This is a genomic window from Cryobacterium sp. TMT1-2-2, assembly GCF_004403505.1.
Classification (GTDB): Bacteria; Actinomycetota; Actinomycetes; order Actinomycetales; family Microbacteriaceae; genus Cryobacterium; species Cryobacterium flavum.
On record NZ_SOGS01000025.1, the window covers coordinates 13929 to 31727 of the forward strand.

At 63.7% G+C, this 17799-nt stretch carries 16 protein-coding genes and 2 pseudogenes; 10 read left to right on the forward strand and 8 right to left on the reverse strand.

The window, feature by feature from the left end; translation table 11 throughout:
- Positions 1 to 132 precede the first annotated feature (132 nt).
- Positions 133 to 4974, forward strand: a complete 4842-nt coding sequence (locus E3T35_RS15135) for an NAD-glutamate dehydrogenase (protein ID WP_134379928.1) — start codon at positions 133 to 135, stop codon at positions 4972 to 4974.
- Positions 4975 to 5062: 88 nt separating this feature from the next.
- Positions 5063 to 5362 (forward strand): annotated as a pseudogene (locus tag E3T35_RS15140) (LLM class flavin-dependent oxidoreductase); the annotation flags it as partial.
- A 17-nt stretch (positions 5363 to 5379) separates the two neighbouring features.
- Here E3T35_RS15140 and E3T35_RS15145 read toward each other — a convergent pair.
- The gene (locus E3T35_RS15145; RefSeq protein WP_134379930.1) at positions 5380 to 6840 is read right to left on the reverse strand and encodes a P-loop ATPase, Sll1717 family; all 1461 of its coding nucleotides are present in this window, start codon (positions 6838 to 6840) and stop codon (positions 5380 to 5382) included.
- A gap of 95 nt (positions 6841 to 6935) precedes the next feature.
- Between E3T35_RS15145 and E3T35_RS15150 the strand changes: the two are divergent.
- A pseudogene (locus E3T35_RS15150) lies at positions 6936 to 7496 on the forward strand (LLM class flavin-dependent oxidoreductase); the annotation flags it as partial.
- A gap of 502 nt (positions 7497 to 7998) precedes the next feature.
- Here E3T35_RS15150 and E3T35_RS15155 read toward each other — a convergent pair.
- The 3 genes from E3T35_RS15155 to E3T35_RS15165 all read right to left on the reverse strand — a co-directional run bounded on the left by E3T35_RS15155 (position 7999) and on the right by E3T35_RS15165 (position 9007).
- On the reverse strand, positions 7999 to 8322 hold the full coding sequence (locus E3T35_RS15155) for a hypothetical protein (protein ID WP_104129955.1): 324 nt from the start codon (positions 8320 to 8322) through the stop codon (positions 7999 to 8001).
- A gap of 66 nt (positions 8323 to 8388) precedes the next feature.
- Positions 8389 to 8661, reverse strand: coding sequence for a glutaredoxin domain-containing protein (locus E3T35_RS15160; RefSeq protein ID WP_104088645.1), 273 nt, complete (start codon positions 8659 to 8661; stop codon positions 8389 to 8391).
- Between the two features lie 49 nt (positions 8662 to 8710).
- On the reverse strand, positions 8711 to 9007 hold the full coding sequence (locus tag E3T35_RS15165; RefSeq protein ID WP_092340818.1) for a hypothetical protein: 297 nt from the start codon (positions 9005 to 9007) through the stop codon (positions 8711 to 8713).
- A 62-nt stretch (positions 9008 to 9069) separates the two neighbouring features.
- Between E3T35_RS15165 and E3T35_RS15170 the strand changes: the two genes are divergently transcribed.
- Entirely contained in the window at positions 9070 to 9360 is a 291-nt protein-coding gene (locus tag E3T35_RS15170; protein WP_134345876.1) for a hypothetical protein, read from the forward strand.
- A 47-nt stretch (positions 9361 to 9407) separates the two neighbouring features.
- On the opposite strand, the gene E3T35_RS15175 is transcribed toward E3T35_RS15170, so the two are convergent.
- A complete protein-coding gene (locus tag E3T35_RS15175; protein ID WP_134345878.1) occupies positions 9408 to 10184 on the reverse strand; it encodes an ice-binding family protein in 777 nt (258 codons plus the stop codon).
- A gap of 253 nt (positions 10185 to 10437) precedes the next feature.
- Complete coding sequence (locus tag E3T35_RS15180; protein WP_134345880.1) at positions 10438 to 11037, reverse strand: histidine phosphatase family protein; 600 nt, start codon at positions 11035 to 11037, stop codon at positions 10438 to 10440.
- 209 nt (positions 11038 to 11246) lie between these two features.
- On the opposite strand from E3T35_RS15180, the gene E3T35_RS15185 reads away from it, so the two are divergent.
- A complete protein-coding gene (locus E3T35_RS15185; protein WP_134346038.1) occupies positions 11247 to 12566 on the forward strand; it encodes a short-chain fatty acid transporter in 1320 nt (439 codons plus the stop codon).
- Positions 12567 to 12694: 128 nt separating this feature from the next.
- Positions 12695 to 13456 carry an endonuclease/exonuclease/phosphatase family protein gene (locus E3T35_RS15190; RefSeq protein WP_134379932.1) on the forward strand — a complete coding sequence of 254 codons (762 nt, stop codon included), beginning with the start codon at positions 12695 to 12697 and terminating at the stop codon, positions 13454 to 13456.
- Between the two features lie 2 nt (positions 13457 to 13458).
- Here E3T35_RS15190 and E3T35_RS15195 read toward each other — a convergent pair whose 3' ends face one another.
- Positions 13459 to 14202: a sulfite exporter TauE/SafE family protein gene (locus tag E3T35_RS15195; RefSeq protein ID WP_134379934.1), complete on the reverse strand. Its 744-nt coding sequence runs from the start codon at positions 14200 to 14202 to the stop codon at positions 13459 to 13461.
- Positions 14203 to 14332: 130 nt separating this feature from the next.
- Here E3T35_RS15195 and E3T35_RS15200 point away from each other — a divergent pair, with 130 nt between their 5' ends.
- Positions 14333 to 15007: an HAD-IA family hydrolase gene (locus E3T35_RS15200; RefSeq protein ID WP_134379936.1), complete on the forward strand. Its 675-nt coding sequence runs from the start codon at positions 14333 to 14335 to the stop codon at positions 15005 to 15007.
- Positions 15008 to 15171: 164 nt separating this feature from the next.
- Entirely contained in the window at positions 15172 to 16032 is an 861-nt protein-coding gene (locus E3T35_RS15205) for a DarT ssDNA thymidine ADP-ribosyltransferase family protein (protein WP_166789988.1), read from the forward strand.
- A 118-nt stretch (positions 16033 to 16150) separates the two neighbouring features.
- Here the strand turns inward: E3T35_RS15205 and E3T35_RS15210 are convergent, their stop codons facing one another.
- A complete protein-coding gene (locus tag E3T35_RS15210; RefSeq protein WP_134379940.1) occupies positions 16151 to 16708 on the reverse strand; it encodes an MOSC domain-containing protein in 558 nt (185 codons plus the stop codon).
- A gap of 137 nt (positions 16709 to 16845) precedes the next feature.
- Here E3T35_RS15210 and E3T35_RS15215 point away from each other — a divergent pair, with 137 nt between their 5' ends.
- Together E3T35_RS15215 and E3T35_RS15220 are read left to right on the forward strand one after the other, a co-directional pair.
- On the forward strand, positions 16846 to 17169 hold the full coding sequence (locus E3T35_RS15215) for a hypothetical protein (protein WP_092340826.1): 324 nt from the start codon (positions 16846 to 16848) through the stop codon (positions 17167 to 17169).
- 140 nt (positions 17170 to 17309) lie between these two features.
- A complete protein-coding gene (locus tag E3T35_RS15220; protein WP_092340827.1) occupies positions 17310 to 17798 on the forward strand; it encodes a Dps family protein in 489 nt (162 codons plus the stop codon).
- Position 17799: the final 1 nt, after the last annotated feature.

The following is a 17799-nucleotide window of genomic DNA, read 5'->3' on the forward strand; positions in this document are numbered from 1 at the left end:
GGGCGAGCAAGGGATCTCCATGATTGAGTTCGACGAGGCACACCGACGTGCCCGGCGCAGGAGCCCTGCACACGTATTTCGTCGTGTCGATTCGTACCGCACGACGATGAATTTGATGGAGGCGTTTTTTCGATGTCGTCTGGTTTCACCCGAACGGGTCTGTCCCCGTCAGATCCCACGCTCGAAACGTTCATAGATGATTACTATGAGCATCTAACAGACGAAGATGCCGCGAACTATGCCCCGGAGCTTCTTGCATCCCGGGCCCGCGAGCACTGGCAGGTCGCCCAGCGCCGAGTACCCAAGACGGCAACGATCGAGATTCACAATGAATCCGGTCGCAGTGTCGTCTATATCGTCACCGACGACATGCCCTTTCTCGTGGACTCGGTCACGGCCGAGCTGGTGCGCCAGCACTCAGCCATCCATTTGGTCGTGCACCCCCTGCTGATCGTGGCCCGCAGCAAGGCGACGAACGATCTCGTCGACATCAACCGAATCCCGGCCAGCGCCGGTGTCTCCAGCGGCGATACCTCTGCCATGCCGAACATCGCGCACCTCATTGCGACCGGTGATGATGCCTCACACCTCGAGTCCTGGATCGCCATCGAGATCGACAGCGCGAGCGACGAGGAACAGGCCAGCCTCATCGCCGGGCTGGCCGCCGTTCTCGGCGACGTTCGTGCCGCCGTCGAAGACTGGCCGCTCATGCGCACCAAGGCCATGCAGATCGCCAACGCGCTCGACACCATCACCGGTGGCGACCAGATCAAAGACCTCCACCAGACCCAGCAGTTGCTGCACTGGCTCGACGAGGGCAACTTCACGTTTCTCGGCTACCGCGAGTACAACCTCGAGACGCTGGACGGCGAAGACGTGCTCACCCTCATCGAGGGCAGCGGCCTCGGTCTGCTGCGTTCCGCTGACGACCGCCACCAGATTCAGCACCTAACGGATGCCGGCCGACAAAAAGCGCGCGAGCGCACCGCCCTGGTGATCACGAAGGCCAACTCCCGCTCCACCGTGCACCGTCCCGCCTACTTCGACTACATCGGAATCAAGAGTTTCGATGCCGCCGGCCAGGTCAACGGTGAGCAGCGCTTCATCGGTCTGTTCGCCGCGAGCGCTTACACCAGCTCGGTCACGGCAGTTCCGGTGCTGCGCGAAAAGGTCAAAGCCGTCATGACCGAGGTCGGTTTTCCGCTCGAGTCACACAGCGGTAAAGACCTGCTCGGCATCATGGAAACCTATCCCCGTGACGAGCTGTTCCAGATCGAGGTGCCCGACCTGGTCACCGCGTCGCTCGCCATCCAGCGTCTGCAGGAACGTCGTCGTACCCGCCTGTTCCTGCGGCCGGACATCTACGGTCGGTTCATGTCGGCCCTGGTCTACCTGCCGCGTGACCGCTACAACACCGCCGTGCGGCTGCGCATCGAGAAAGAGCTCCAAGAGACCTTCAGCGCTGAGTCGCTGGACTTCGAAGCGCGCATGACCGAATCGGCGCTCGCGCGACTGTTCTATCGCATCCGCTTGCCCAAGGATGTCTCGGCGGATTCGGTCGATATCGCCGCCTTGGAACACCGCCTGGCCATGGCCGTCCGCTCGTGGCCAGAGGGTATCAGTGACGAACTTCGCGAAACACACTCGGTCGAAGAAGCCGAGCGGTTGGCCGATATCTGGGCCGACGCTTTTCCCGACAGCTACCGGGTCGACTACGAAATCGATGATGCCCTCGAAGACATCTCCCGATTTGAGGCCTGCGCTGCGGAGGTCGGGGCATCCGCTGAGGGTCACACCCGCCCGGGGCTGCACGTGTACCTGCCCAAAACCGCCGGTGACCCCGGCGAAGACGCTCGCATCAAGCTCTACATGACCGAACCGAAAAGCCTCAGCCAGATTCTGCCGTTTCTGCAGAATCTCGGCATCGAGGTACTGGATGAGGTGCCGTTTGAAATTCAGACCACCGACGGGCGTCGCTTCTATCTCTACGACCTCGGCCTGCACTACCCGGCCGGCGTCGACCCGGTCGCGACCGGCACGTTACTCGCGGACTCGTTCGGCGCGGCCATCAGCGGAGTCATCGAATCCGACAGCCTTGATCGTCTCGTGCTGCAAGACGGCATGCCCTGGCACCGTGTGGTCATCCTGCGCAGCTACGCCAAGTACCTGCGCCAGATCGGCAACACCAACTCCTACGGCTTCGTCGCGAATGCCCTGCTCGCCAACCCCGACGTCACCCGCGGGCTGGTGGCGTTGTTTGAAGCGCGGTTCGACCCCGACCTGGCCGACGATGAGCGGATCCTGCGCCTCACCGACGTGCGCGAACAGCTGCGGCTCGCGATGGAGCAGGTCGCCACCCTCGACGCCGACCGCGTACTGCGTACCCTCATCACGCTGATCGAAGCGTCGCTGCGCACGAACTTCTTTCAGTACAAGCCCTACCTCAGCATCAAACTCGACCCCTCCCAGATCGAGCAGATGCCCTCGCCCAAGCCCATGTTCGAGATCTGGGTGTACTCGCCGCGCGTGGAGGGCGTGCACCTGCGCTTTGGCAAGGTGGCCCGCGGAGGGCTGCGCTGGTCGGACCGTCGTGAAGACTTCCGCACCGAGGTGCTCGGCCTGGTCAAGGCGCAAACCGTCAAGAACGCCGTCATCGTACCCACCGGTGCCAAGGGCGGGTTCTTCGCCAAGAAGCTCCCAGACCCAGCCCTCGACCGTGCCGCCTGGATGGCCGAGGGTATCGACAGCTACAAAACATTCATCCGCGGCCTGCTCGACTTGACCGACAACTTGGTCGCCGAAGCCGATGGTGAGCATGTTGTGGCGCCGCACCGCGTGGTGCGTCATGACGATGACGACAGCTATCTGGTCGTGGCCGCCGACAAGGGCACGGCATCCTTCTCCGACATCGCCAACGGCCTCGCGGCCGAGTACGGTTTCTGGCTCGGCGACGCATTCGCCTCCGGTGGCTCGGTCGGCTACGACCACAAGGAGATGGGCATCACCGCCAAGGGCGCCTGGGAGTCGGTCAAACGCCACTTCAGCGAACTCGGCGTCGACACCCAGACCGAAGACTTCACCGTCGTCGGCGTTGGCGACATGTCGGGTGACGTGTTCGGCAACGGGATGCTGCTCTCAAAGCACACCAAACTCGTCGCGGCCTTCGACCACCGGCACATTTTTCTCGATCCCAACCCCGACCCGGCGCTCTCCTTCGACGAACGGGCCCGGTTGTTCGAACTGCCGCGCTCGTCCTGGGCTGACTATTCCACCGACCTCATCAGCACCGGCGGCGGCGTCTTTCCACGTCAGGCCAAGGTCGTTCCGATCTCGGCCGAAGTGCAGGTCGTGCTCGGTCTGCCGGAAGGCACGACTCAGCTGAGCCCGCCCGAACTGTTGCGAGCCATTCTGCTTGCCCCTACCGACCTGCTCTACAACGGCGGCATCGGCACCTACGTCAAGGCCAGCGGTGAAACGGCCGCGCAGGTCGGCGACAAGGCCAACGACGGGATTCGGGTCGACGGCCGCGACCTGCGGGTCAAGGTCGTGGGGGAGGGCGGAAACCTCGGCTTCACCCAGCTCGGCCGCATCGAAGCCGCGCTCGCCGGCGTCATCCTCAATACCGACGCGATCGATAACTCGGCCGGGGTGGACTGCTCCGACCACGAGGTCAACATCAAGATCTTCGTGGACCGCATGGTCGCCGCCGGCAAGCTCGACCCGGCCGAACGCGCCGCGTTCTTGGCCGAGATGACCGACGAGGTGGGACGTCTGGTTCTGGTGGACAACGTCGACCAGAACATTTTGCTGCTCAACGACCGGGTGCTCGTGAACAACTGGAGCCCGAGCTACGAGCGCCTCATGAACTGGCTCGAAGAATCGGGCGACCTTCAGCGCGAGCTGGAAGCCCTGCCGACCACGGCCACACTGAGGGAACGCCTCGACCGCGGCCAGGGCCTGACCAGCCCCGAGCTGAGCGTGCTCGCCGCCTACGCCAAGATCGAACTGGCCACGGCGCTGCGCGACAGCGACCTGGCAGATGATCCCTGGTTCGGCAGCACCCTGCGCCGGTACTTCCCGACGCACCTGTCGGAGCGGTTCGATGCGGAACTGGACACGCATCCGCTTCGCCGGGAAATCATCGCTACGGTCGTCGCGAACGACATGATCAACCTCGGCGGCATCACCTTCGCCTTCCGCGCGATGGAAGAGACGTCGGCCAACCAGGCGACGATCGCGCGTGCCTTCGTGGCACTGCGCGAGATCTTCGATATTGACACGATGGTGGGCGAGCTCAATGCGCTGCCGTCGTCGTTCCCGACCGAGAAGTGGACGGCGATCCACCTGGATATTCGCCGGCTGCTCGACCGCGCGGTGCGCTGGCAGGTCAACCACGGCGGCAATATGCCTGTCGGCGCGGTGATCGCCAAGTACAAGCCGCAGATCGCGCTCATGCGGGAGCACCTCGGCGAATACTTGCAGGGCACCGACCGGGGTCGCCTCGAAACGCAGGAGGAAAAGGCCAGAGAATGGGGCCTGCCCGACGACCTCGGTCGTCGCTGGTCCGAACTGTTCGAGGCATACGCGCTGCTCGACGTGGCCAAGGTGGCTGCCCGGGCGAACGTGCAGGTCACCGAGGTCGCTGAGATCTACTACACGGTCTACAACCGTTTCGGTGTCGACAACCTGCTCGAGCGCATCACCAAGCTGCCACGCAAGGACCGCTGGCAGGCACTCGCCCGAGCCGCACTCCGCGATGACTTGTACTCAACTGTCGCCGACATGACCCGGTCAGTTCTCGACGAAACGGATGCCGGTGCTGCCGACGACCGCCTCTTGGCCTGGGAAGCGCTCAACGCCGAACAGCTCGGCCGCGCGCGCAGCGTCTTCGAAGAGGTCAACTCGCTCGCGCAGGACGACATGGCGTCGCTCTCAGTTGCTGTGCGCTTGCTGCGCTCCATCGTGCGCCGCTAGGTGTGAGAACCGGGGTGCCCCCACACGGGGGCGCCCCTGGTGCCGAACGCGTGGGAATAGCTCGGCGGGTGCAAACGCTGCACCGAATATGAAGCGCATCGGATTCCTCTCCTTCGGCCACTACCAACCGGTACCAGGATCGCAGGCGCGAACGGCGGGCGATGCCCTGTTGCAGACGGTCGGCCTGGCCCAGGCTGCCGAGGAGCTCGGAATCGACGGTGCGTATCTGCGCGTGCACCACTTCGCCCCGCAGTTCGCATCCCCGTTTCCCCTGCTCGCCGCGATGGCGGCCCGCACCAGCCGGATCGAGCTCGGCACCGGCGTCATCGACATGCGCTACGAGAACCCTTACGCGCATGTCGAGAGTGATCAGTTCACTGCAGGGCGGCCCCGGTAAATAGATGATCACGGCCTACCGCGAATCACCAATCCAAGTCCAGTTCGATAGAGCCTCGGTATTTCAAAGGACCGTGCCGTCAAGATGCGTCCCGTATCGGGCGTGATAATCCCGATTTCGAAAAGGCGCTCCAACAAGAGGTCTCCACTGGGGTTGAGTCCTTTCATGAGGTGAAGCAATGATTCCTTCGAATATTCGGACGTTTGCTGTCCTGACAAACGTCGGAAGTGCTCCCTCAGATCGGGGAACTCGGCAAGAAAAGCCTCGCAGCGGGTTTCGGAAGTCTTCGTGAAAGCTGCCCGCACAGAGTCTCTGGAAAGAATTGTGCTTCCTTCTTGATCGTCGCCTCTATCCAATTCTATTGATTTAGAATAATTCGCTAGAACGATTGCATCTCGGGGGAGCACCGTTTTTCGGCCGTCCGTGACCCGCTCGACAATCCAGTCAATCGTCAGTGCTTCACGTTGACCTGGATACACCGTGACAGGAAAAATTGTCATCAGACTTCGCTCGCGGTCGTTCGGAGAGAGTTCTTCAACTTCACGCCCAATTAGATTGGGTGAGCGGTCTTCGACGTATGAGCGCACCTCAGGACTTGCGACAGCCCGCTTGAGAAGCAAAGTCGTGATCTGTGAGGCATTCCAGTTGAGTTCGATTCGCTTGTCAGTCAGGTGGTCCTTGTTGGTGAAGTCCAGCTCAGCCCACAAGTCTGTTCGCAAGAGGATTTTCGGTTGGATAAGAGGGAAGGTGCGTCGGATCTGCATCGCCGCGGTGAGAAGTCCCTCCAGCGCTCTCTTTCGTTCGGCACGGTCGGCTGGCCAGATTTCGTCGACTTTGTCGAATAGAAGCCAGAGACGTTTACCACGCGATTGCAGGGACGTGTTGACATCACTCAATAGAGTCACAACGTCCAGGGATCTTTTCCCGCCGCGCAAAGCGACAGAAGCTCCACCAGCAGTAACGGTGATTTCTGATGGCGCGGCACCCAACGTCAACTGCCACAGCTCCCGAAGAAGGGGACCGACCCGGAAGTCATGGCGTTCCCCCAACGCTGTCAGAAGGTCCCTGAGCGGCCCCCGCGGAACAGTGAAACTACTGTCAAGAGCGAGACCGGCTTTGATAGCTATGTAGAGTCGCCACAATCGATCGTGGTCAAAGTTGGTGTCGGCGTCTCTGAGCGTTTGAATATCGCCTGTTGCAACCTCCGACAAATCACCAAAACCTGTTCCTGCGGCAATGACAACATCGTCCAGAGCGGTCCCGGCCAACCGACGTGCGGTCGGCTCGTATTTCGTGAGCAATTCGAAAAGTGCACTCTTGCCAGTGCCTTTTGCACCTAGAGCCAGCCAGATATCGTCTTGCGCAAACTTATCGAAATCTCTCGTGCGGACAAACAGCTTGTCAAGGTCGATCTCAGATTCGGAATCTACTTTACCGAAGCTGAGTTTTTGCAGTGCTTTCGAAGCCATACTTCCCCTATCTCGTCGACGCAACTCTATTGGGTTTGGTTGCCTTCCAGTTCATTGGTGAGTTATGGCCCGTACCTGCGATATGTGAAAACTAGGTGCGCTACGAGAACCCGCTGTACATGGCCGAAGAAGCCGCGATCACCGACCTGATCAGCAACGGGCGTCTGCAACTCGGCATCAGCCGCGGTTCACCCGAGACCGCCTTGCGCGGCTACGAGGCGTTTGGGTATGTTCCGTCCGAGGGCAGCAGCGACGCCGATGACGCTCGTGCGCGCACGGCAATCTTTCGGGCCGCGATCAGCGGCGCCGGAATGGCGCCGGCCAACCCGCAGATGACCGGGCGCACCGGTCTGCTGGCTATTGCGCCGCAGTCGCCCGGACTCAGCGAGCGCATCTGGTGGGGCGCCGGAACCCGCAAGACGGCCAAGTGGGTGGGGGAGCAGGGCATGAACCTCATGAGTTCGACCCTGCTCACCGAAGACACCGGCGTGCCGTTCGGAGACCTGCCGGCCGAGCAGATCGCTATCTACCGGCAGGCCTGGGCCGACGCCGACACCGTGCTCGTGACCATCCCGAACCAGCTCGGCGTGGACTACAACTCTCACCTGCTCGAGACCATCGTGCAGCAGATCGCACCCGATCTCGGCTGGCGCTGACGCAGCTGCGCGCACCGAGGCATCCTGACTGCGCTCAGGCGTCCCAGCCACGCGTCGGCAGCTGGTCGAGCCAATCTTCAAGTGTCGTCGTGCTAGCCGATCGTGTGGTCGCGTGCAGTGCCGAAACCTGAGGCGAGAACTGTTGATCGAGATCAATGGCCCCGGTGGCGATCACGGCGATCGGTGGCAGGGCTATCCCGACGGAGAGCGATGCCCCGCCGGAGAAGTCGCTTATTGAATGTAGAAACGTGTGAAACATCAAAACCCCTCGCTCGTCGCGGTCGAAACCGCTACCGGGTCCGGGGTAGTCCCTCGACACTACGCCCGAAGCTGATGAAATATCAGCGTTCTGTGTGAACAGCAGAAGAATTCTTCGGCTATGAGGAGCCGATTGCGCTGGAGAGCAGACTGCTGCGGGGTTGTCACCGGCCGCAACTTTCCTGAACTGCTCCGGGTGGTCAAGGAGCTCACTGAAGCCGAGATCGATTCCAGCCTAGAAGGTCTAGGGCAGGGAGGCGATGGCAATCGCGATGGCCATCCAGAGCGGCATCGCCGCGACCATGAGTGCGAGGCCGACCCACTGCAGGCGAGTGTAGGCCGGGTCGGCGTCGCCGCGCTTGCGGGTGCGCACGATGTCGACCACGGACACGACCATGCCCACGAACATCAGTGGAGACACGGTCAACAGGGCGAGAATGTTCAGCGCATCGGTGCGCACGGCCAGAGCTACGGCCACGCCGAGGGCACTGTAGACCACGAAAAGTACCGCGCTGATCCACAGCGAAATGGGAACGCGCCGTGTCGTAGGTGTGAGCGTTGCGTGCATGGTGCGACCCCCGTTGGTATCTACGATTTCTGACAGTAGCACGGGGGTGGCGGCTACGGCGTCGGGTCAGCTCAGGCGGCCGAGCTGCGTGAGCTTGGTTCGCACCTCGGCGTCGCTCGGCTCGACCAGGTGGGTGTCGTCGGGAAACACGATGACGGGAATGTTGGTGCGCCCGCTGATGGCGCGGGCGCGGTCGGCACCGTCTTCGACGAGCAGCAGGTCCACGTAGTCGTAGTCCACCTCGAGGCGGTCGAGCAGCGACTTGGAACGGCGGCAGTCGCCGCACCACTCCGCCCCGTACATCGTGATGCGCGGTGCAGGGGCAGTGGTTTCAGTCATACCAGAGAGCTTATGCGGCGCGCCTGTGTGCCGCGGGTGGGCATCCGCTTTAGTCGTGTAGGTGGTCGACCTGCCAGCCGGTGGACTGCTCCAGCAGATCCAGAATATTTTGAGCGGATGCCCGCGCCTCGGCCTGGCTGCGCGCGTCCACCACGTCGATGGTCAGCGGCAGGCTCTCGCCGAACTTGGGAATCTCCACGTCAATCCGGCCGCCGTCGGGTAGTGCGATGAAGGCGTTCGCTCCGGTCTCCTCCTCAACTTTGGTGCTGAGGGCGGTCGCGATGGCCCAGAGGGCATCGGGCTTGGTGCGCTGAACCTGGGCAACGATCGTGGCCGTGAAGGTCATGGGTCTCCGAACTTGAGGGGAAGAGGACTCGTACAGTAAAGCAGTACCCGTACCCTGAAACCATGCCTTCTTATCGCGTGACCATGAGTATCGAATCCCTGCACCCGGGAACCGCGCCCGCTTCGGTCGTGCCCCGAGCCGCGGCGGCGGCCGCGGAATTCACCACGGTGGAGGCTTCTGATCTCACTATCGTCGCGGGAGCCGCCCGGGTCATCGTGCGTTTCACAGCGGATGACGCGGCGTCGGCTCTCCAGATCGGCGCCCACGTGGTGGCCGACCTGCGCGTCGTGGCCGAGCTGCGAGCATTCATGGTCACCGAACGGGTAAAGGGGACCTGGGTGCCGGTGCGTTAACGACCACAGCGCGGGTGACCAGAGTCACCCGCGCCTTTTTTGCTGCGTTACTCGACGGGCGCGGTGACCGTGTTGCTCTGCAGGGTGACGGCCGTCTGGGCCAGGAGACGGCCGTTGATGGTCGCTCCGGTCTTCATGGCGATCATGGTGTGGCTGAGAATGGTGCCTTCGAAGTGCGCGGTCGTGCCGATCGCGACGGATCCGGCAACCTGCCAGAATACGTTCTTCGCCTGCACGCCGCCGGCCAGGATCACGTTCTGGGCGGAGGCCTGTTCCAGGTCCTTGGAGATCTGAAAGATGAAGACGTCATCCGCGGTGCCCGTGAGGACGACATCGGTGGAGATGTTCACGTCGGTGCCCCACTTGTAGAGGCCCTGGGTGAGGGTCAGGCCGCCGATTTCGCCGGCGCCCAGGTTGATGTAGTCGGGAGTGGTGCGCCCGGCGGCATCGGTGTACGCGATCTCGAGGTCGCTGACGGCAGCGGTGAGATAGGTGTCGTCGGTCACCTTGCAGGAGGGGCCCTCGGCGTCGACGCTGTAGATGGTTCCGTTGGTCACCTCGGGGCAGGTGAGGTGAATTGCTGCGCCGGTGATGGGGCTCGCGCCCACATTGCCGCTGACCGACGAGGCGTAGACATCCGTGATGCCGGACTTCGAGAGGATGGCGAAGGTGCCGGCCTCGCCGAGGGCGACCGCTGCGCGCGGGGCGGTCTCAGCGGCGACGGCTCCGCCGACTCCGATGCTGCCGACTCCGATGATGCCGACGACCAGCAGGGCGCCGAGAAGTCGCTTGCGCGACGGTGAAAGCTGTGTGAACGTACTCATGGTGTTTTCCCTCTCCAAAGACCCGCACGATGCGGGTCGGGGCAGGGCCACGCGCGGGCATGGTCGCCGATGCTGCACATCGGGTTTCTCCCGTTGACCGGGCTCGCGAGCAGGTAGCGCCCCCAAGCCCCCACTGGTCGTGCCCTCCGGGCGCAATCCGCACATTCGTTCGTGCGCCCCCACGACAATGGTTCCAACGAATAGAATCTGTCTAACCCCAGACTAGGGGCATTTGCGGCTATTCGGGGGCCAGTTAGACGACGGGGTCCATCGAACTCAGGTGGCAGGCGTCGTTCCACATCTGCAGTACTCGGTTCTCGCGCTCCCAGCCGAGGGTGGACACAGTTGCGGTGCCGAGGCTCAGGCTCTTGCCGGCGGCCGCTGGCAGGCCCATCCAGCGTGCGGTCATGATGCGCAAAAAATGTCCGTGGGCGAAGACGGCCACCCGGCCCTCGGCGGCGAGGCACAATTCGATGGCGAGATCGGCGCGAGCGCCCACCTCGTCAACGGATTCGCCCCCCGCAATTGGGTTGCCCCACACGGTCCAGCCGGGAATCTCCGAGCGGATGTCCGCGGTACGGCGACCCTCATAGACCCCGTAATCCCACTCCAGCACGTCGTCGCTTGCCACTCCCTGCCCGCCGTAGCCGGCCCGTTCCATGGTCTCCCAGGCGCGCACCAGCGGGCTCGAGTAGACCCGATCGAAGTGTTCCCCGTCGAGCATCTCGCCGAGGGCATCCGCTTGTTGGCGGCCAAAGTCGGTCAGCGGAACGTCGGTGCGCCCGGTGTGCTGACCCGAGATGCTCCACTCGGTCTGTCCGTGGCGGATGAGAACGATGTCGTTCTGGGTCATGCGGCTCCCTCACTGCGCCACCGGAACGCGGCGGCCCGACAAGTCTACGTTTCGTGCGTCGGGGTAGCCCCGACCGGGGAGTAGACGACCTGACTGCTACGTTTATATGGTCAGTGCAGATGCCCTGAGCCACAATGCTGTAGCAACTCAGGGGGACCTTCGTGTCAACTACCACTGAAAAACGCGCCACCGGCCCGGCCGCCGCGTTCATGCGCCCGATCAACTCGCTCGTCGAACGGTTCATTCCGAGCGCCCTCGTGTTCGTGATCGCACTGACCGTGATCGTGGCCGTTCTCGCCCTGATCCTCACCGATTCCGGCCCGATCGACGTCGTGCGCAGCTGGGGTGACGGCCTGGCCGGGCTGCTCGCCTTCATGACGCAGATGGCGCTCGTGCTGCTGCTCGGGCACATTCTGGCCAACACGACTCCGGTGCACCGGTTGCTGGTGCGGCTCGGTGGTGTGCCGCGAACGGCTCTGCAGGCCTACATCTTCGTGTTCACCGTCGCCGCGGTGGCCTGCCTTATCACCTGGGGCCTCGGCCTCGTGGTCGGCGGGTTGCTGGCCAAGGAGGTGGCCTTTCAATTGCGGGCCAAGGGTGTACCGGTGCACTTTCCCCTGCTGGTCGCCGCGGGATACTCGGGCTTTGTCATCTGGCATATGGGCTATTCCGGTTCGGGCCCGCTCACCGCGGCCACCGAGGGCTCCTTTCTGGCCGAGCAGCTCGGCCGCACGATCTCGCTGGCCGACACCACATTCTCCGCGTGGAATATCACGGCGGCTATCGCGACGATCGTGGTTGTGGGCCTCGCCCTGGCGCTGGTCGCCCCGCGCCGGGGTGTTCCGGTCTTCGTGCTCGAGGTTGATGCACGCGAGAAGCAGGTCGCGCAGGAAAGTGTCGTGACGCCCGCTGACCGACTGGATGCCAGTCGCATCCTGACCCTGATCGTGGGTCTCGCTCTGGTGGCGTACCTCGTCATCCACTTCGTCGAAGGGGGAACACTCACCCTCGACATCGTGAACTGGTCGTTCCTCGCGCTCATCTTTCTGCTCGTGCGCAACCCGTTCGAACTCATCCGGCTCACCAAGGACGCCGCGTCGAACGTCGGCGACATTCTGCTGCAGTTTCCGCTCTACGCGGGCATCCTCGGCATGATGGTCGGCTCGGGACTGATCGGCGTCTTCTCCGACTTCTTCGTGAACGTGTCGACCCCGGCAACCTTCGGCGTCATGGCGCTGCTCGCGGCCGGGCTGGTCAACTTCTTCGTACCCTCCGGCGGCGGCCAGTTCGCGGTACAGGGCCCGATCATGCTTGACGCGGCCGAGCGCCTCGGCGTCGACCCGTCGGTGGCTATCATGGCCGTCTCCTACGGTGACCAGTGGACCAACATGATCCAGCCGTTCTGGGCGCTGCCGTTGCTGGCGATCGCCGGGCTGAAGATGCGCGACATTCTCGGCTACACGACGATCACCTTTCTGGCGGCAGGTCTGGTCTTCATCGCGACCATGTTCATCGTCGGCGCCGGCTAGCCCCTGACGGGGGTCGACCGCAGGCTGGATGCCACCTGCGCATGTGCCAACAGACCCCGGATGTTCAATTTCGACCACGGAGAGAGTCGTAGGCTTGAGGCATAGCCATCAAGTCTGAGACGGGTGCCATGAGGGTCATTAGTTACAACCTCCGCAAGAATCGTGCCAGCAGCGAACTCGTCGCCCTGGCCGAGCGTTACAGTCCCAACATTCTCTGCCTGCAGGAATGCAACACCATCGAGCTGCCGGCCGAGGTCGGGCATCTGCACCTGGCGGATTCGACCCACCGCAACCGGCTCGGCCTGGCCATCTACTACAACCGGGACCGCTTCACGGCGATCAAGACGCAGACCTTTGCGCTCAAGAAGTCGCTGCACGACCGCGTCGCCGCGCCCGCGCACGAGCGCCTGATCGCCACCCGCCTCATCGACAATGTGGCGCAGCGTGAACTCGTCGTCGCCTCCTTTCACGCGGCTCCTCTCACCGCGCTCAACTCCCTGCGCCGCAACCAGATCCGCACCGCGCACGAAGAACTGGGCATCCTCGGCCCCGGCCTGCCGACCCTCATGGTCGGCGACTACAACTACCCGATCTTCCAGGGCAAACTCGGCAACAAGGTGAACCAATCCGGCTACGACCTCACGCTCAGCGACACGCGCACCTACACCCGCTACAAGTTCTTTCGCGGGCATTTCGATCTGGCCACGTCAATGGGGCTTACCATCGCCAACGTCGAGACCCTCCCGCAGGGTACCTCGGACCACATGCCCATTCTGGTGACGGCCACCTATCCCGACGAGCAAATGATGCAGACGGATGCCGCGCATCACCTCGCGTATCCGGCCGCCTCCGAATCGGTGTCGGTCGAGGGCGTCGACTTCACGATCTGAGTTCAGGCGAGCAGCTCGAGCGCTCCGCGCACGATGGTCGCGCACGACCCGAGATAGGCCACGATAACGAGCAGGCGTCGGGCCACGTGCGGCTCGATCACCGTGCTCAGCCGGTCGCCCACGATAAGCCCGACAATGCAGGCGCACGCGATCAACACCCAGACCAGCACGGGCAGGTGCGGCAGATCGGCCGATCCCAGGGCGAACTTTGAGGCCAGGGACGCCAGCCCGATCGTGAGAAAGTACGGCTGCATGGTCGCGGCGAATGACCGTTGCGGCCATCCAGTGGCGATCGCGTAAATGCTCACTGCCGGGCCGCCGACCCCGGCAGTGGTGTTCATAAACCCGCTGGCCATCCCGGCTATCACGCGAAAACCGGTTCGGTCGGGCAGAACGACGCGGCCCAGATTGACCGAGATGGTCAGGCCGGCGATCACGACTACGCCGATCGAAATTTCGAGCCAGGCCGCCGGCACGAACTGCAGCACGTAGGAGCCCGGCACGATGCCGATGACAGCGCAGATCGCCAGAATGCCGTAGCGCCGCCAGTCCACCTGCCAAAACACGCGCAGCAAAATGATGCTCGCGGTGAGCGCTCCGCACACGTTGACTACGATGACGCCATCGACCGGCCCAAGCAGCAGCACCAGAAACGGGGCTGCGACGAGGGCGAACCCCATGCCGGTGATGCGCTGCATGCTCGAGCCGATCAGAACAGCCGCAATCACCAGAACGGTCGTCCCCACGGTACGGTCTCCCAGCTTGATTATTTGCTATCCACGATACCTGCCCGTACCCCCGCCGAATGGCGTGGCCATTGATGCGTGGCCTACCGTTGAGGAACGGCACTCAGCCGCCACGACGAAAGGACAGCGGATGCCCGACCCCGGTACCGAGAACGTTTTGCAGGGGCGCACCTTCGATGCCGTGCTCTTCGACATGGACGGCACCCTCATCGATTCCACGCCCGCGGTCAACCGCTCGTGGGCACTGTGGGCCGAAGAATGGGGAGTGGCCAAGGACGAGACGTCCCACGGACGCCCGGCCCGCGACATCATCGAGGAACTCGTGCCGGCTGAACGTGTCGACGAAGCGATCGCGCGTATTCTCGAGCTCGAAACCGCCGACACCAACGACATCACCGTGCTGCCCGGCGCCGCCGCGCTCATGAACAGCCTGCCGGAGAGTCGACGGGCCATTGTCACGTCCTGCGCGCGGCCACTGGCGGTCGCGCGGCTGGGGGCATCCGCTTTGGCGGCGCCGAAGGTGATCGTGACCATCGATGACACCCCCCGTGGCAAACCCTTTCCGGAGCCGTTTCTCGAGGGAGCCGCGCGGCTCGGAGTCGACCCGCGACGCTGCCTGGTGATCGAGGATGCGCCCGCCGGATTGCAGGCCGGCCGAGCCGCCGGCTGCACCACGATCGGCGTCGCCGGAACCTATGCTGCCGCCGAGCTTGACGCCGATCTCATTGTTCCCGGGCTTGACCACCTGCGCATCGAGGTCGCGGCTGGCGGACTGATTTTTCGTCTCGTGTCGCCGAATAGCTAAGAACGGTCACCGTCACCACCCAAATGAACGTAACGTTGATAGGCGGTATGCGCGTTCGGCTTTTCCGAGTGGCGCGAATACGCGAAACGAAAGGTTCTTCCCTCTTGGACGACGAATGCATCCACGGACTCGAGGGCCAATTGTGCGCCCTGTGCTATCCCAAAGTGGTCACTGAACCCCTCACCCCGGTGAAGAAGACCCGCGCGCCGAAGCTGTCCTCGCTGCGCGACCCGCTGCCGACCGCGTCCATGCCCGCCACCCGCGCGGCTCGCCCGGTTCGCGTCGCCGGAGCCCCGCGACCGGTGCGGGCCGAGAAAGTGTCGACCGACAACGTCGACGAGCAGCGCGTGTATCACCTCACCCACATCAGCAACCTCGCCGCGATCCTGAAGGACGGGCGCCTGCTGGCCAACGCCGCCCTGACGACACGTCCGGTTGTGGACATCTCCGCCCCGGCCACGCGCGAGCTGCGCCGGTCGGCACTGGTCGCCGGCGATGGTCGCAGCGTTGCCGAGTACGTGCCGTTCTTCCTATCGCCGAACGCGACCGTGTGGGAGAGCGTGCGCGCCGAGACCGCTGACCCGCTGCTGGCGCTCGACGCCCACGGTTCCGAGGCCTTCGACTTCGTCATGCTCGTCAGCACGGTCAAGAAGATCAACGACGGTCTCGCTGCGTTTACCGGCACGGCCACGGATGCTGACGCCACCGACGAGCGGGCCCCCCTCGTTCCCAGCGTGGTCGCCGTCACGAACGGTGACGCCGCCGGAGCGCTCACCCGGTTCGGCGCCACGCCGGCCACCGCCGAGCGCATGCTGCAGACCCTGCGTGCCGAGGCCGACGGCGCGATGATCCTCGGAGCCGAGCTGCTCGTTCCCGACGCCGTGCCGATGGAACTGATCACGCTCATCGGCGTCTGCAACGACAACGTGCGCGAGACCGTGCGCGGCATCCTGAAGGCCAGCGCGTTCAAGCCCAAGGTAGCGGTCTACCCGCCGTGGTTTCACACCTCCGCTGACGCCCAATAGCAAGATCGGGCCATTTTTTCCGGACGGGGCCCGGGCCCCGTCCACGGGCCCAGTTTATAAACTGGGCCCACGGACGTAAGGTGGGCCCGGTGGCGGGCCGGCGCGCAAACGTTCGAGGCTAGACCACGCCGAGGGGCAGGTGTTCGCCAGCGGGCAGCTCCACCCGAATGCCGTCGCCCGGCTGCACGACACCGCCGGTGACCACGACGCCCATGATGCCGCCGCGCCGCTCAACGATACCGGCGGCATCCGTTCTGATCAGCTGCTTCATCAGGCCTTTTTGGTACCCGTTGATCTGCGAACACGGACTGCGCATGCCGGTGATCGACACCGAAGCCTCGGCACCGAGGTGCAGCAGGGTTCCGAGCGGCAGCTGCATCAGATCGATTCCGGTGGTCGTCACGTTCTCGCCGAGTTCGCCCGGAGCCACGATGTGGCCGGTAGGCGTGAGAGCGCCGAAGAGTTCGGCCGCGATGAAGTGCACCTGGCAGAGGTTCGGAGCCGACGGGTTGCGCTTCTTCAGATAGAGGTGTTGCGCCGTGGCGCCAGCGTGCGAGTCACCCTCGACGCCGAATCCGGCCAGCAAACGGATGCTGCTCACCACCGGCTTACTGAAGCGGTGCTCGTCATCACGGCTGACGGAAACAACCGTGCCAGCGGGTCCGTCACTTGTCATGCCACCGATTCTGCCACAGCGCACGCACGTTCGAAGAGATGTGTACAACACCGAGAGCGCAGGCGTCAAAATGTTTGTGTCAAGCGGTTGACGCGGCAACTTGCCGGGCCTACATTGCATCAGTGGAAAGGTTGCCGATGACCAGTGTTGCCCCGGGCCAGCCCGACGAGTCCCGCACCGTGACCGCACCTGCGCCGCCGGTTGGAACCAATCCAACGGTCGAACGCGCAGACGAACCGGCACCGTATATAGCGCGCCCCTACCGCGCGCTCGAGCGAGAACTGGAACGCGCGGTGCGCGACCGGGCCGAGGTCAACCTGCGAGTTACAGCGGCGGTGACCGCCATGCACGACGGCGGCGGCACCTGGGCCGCTATCGCGCGCATCCTCGGTACCGCCCCGCAGACCGCACACAAGAAGTACAGCAAACCGCGGCCGGCGCGCACGACCACCGCCGACTGAGCCTGGCGCGAGCATCCATCTGGCCATTGCCGGGGGCCGCACGTCGGGTCTGCGGCCCTCGGTCGGGTGGTGGCATTGTGGCCCAAATTCCGCGGCGGTGATATGGTCTGGAGGCAAATCTCCCCGATTGAAAGGACACCATGCACGCCTCCGAATCTCTCAGCAACAACCTGCAGTCCGTCTTGGTCGACATGATCGAGCTGCACGTTCAGGGCAAGCAGGCGCACTGGAGCGTCGTCGGCAAGAACTTTCGCGACCTGCACCTGCAGCTCGATGAAATCATCGTCGATGCTCGCGAATTCTCCGACGAAGTAGCCGAGCGGATGCGCGCCCTCGACGCTATGCCCGATGGCCGCAGCGAGACGGTCACCAAAACCACCCACCTGCCCAAGTTTCCCGACGGAGAAGTCGACACAGCCGAGACGGTGACGCTCATCACCGAACGCCTCGATGCCGTCGTTGACAATATGCGCAAGGTGCACGATGAGGTCGACGAGGAAGACCCCACCAGCGCCGACATCCTGCACGCATTTATCGAGAAGCTCGAGCAGTACTCCTGGATGGTCAGCGCTGAGAACCGCAAACCGCGCAAGCGGTCTGCGGTGAAGTCCGCCCACCGCTCCTCCTAAC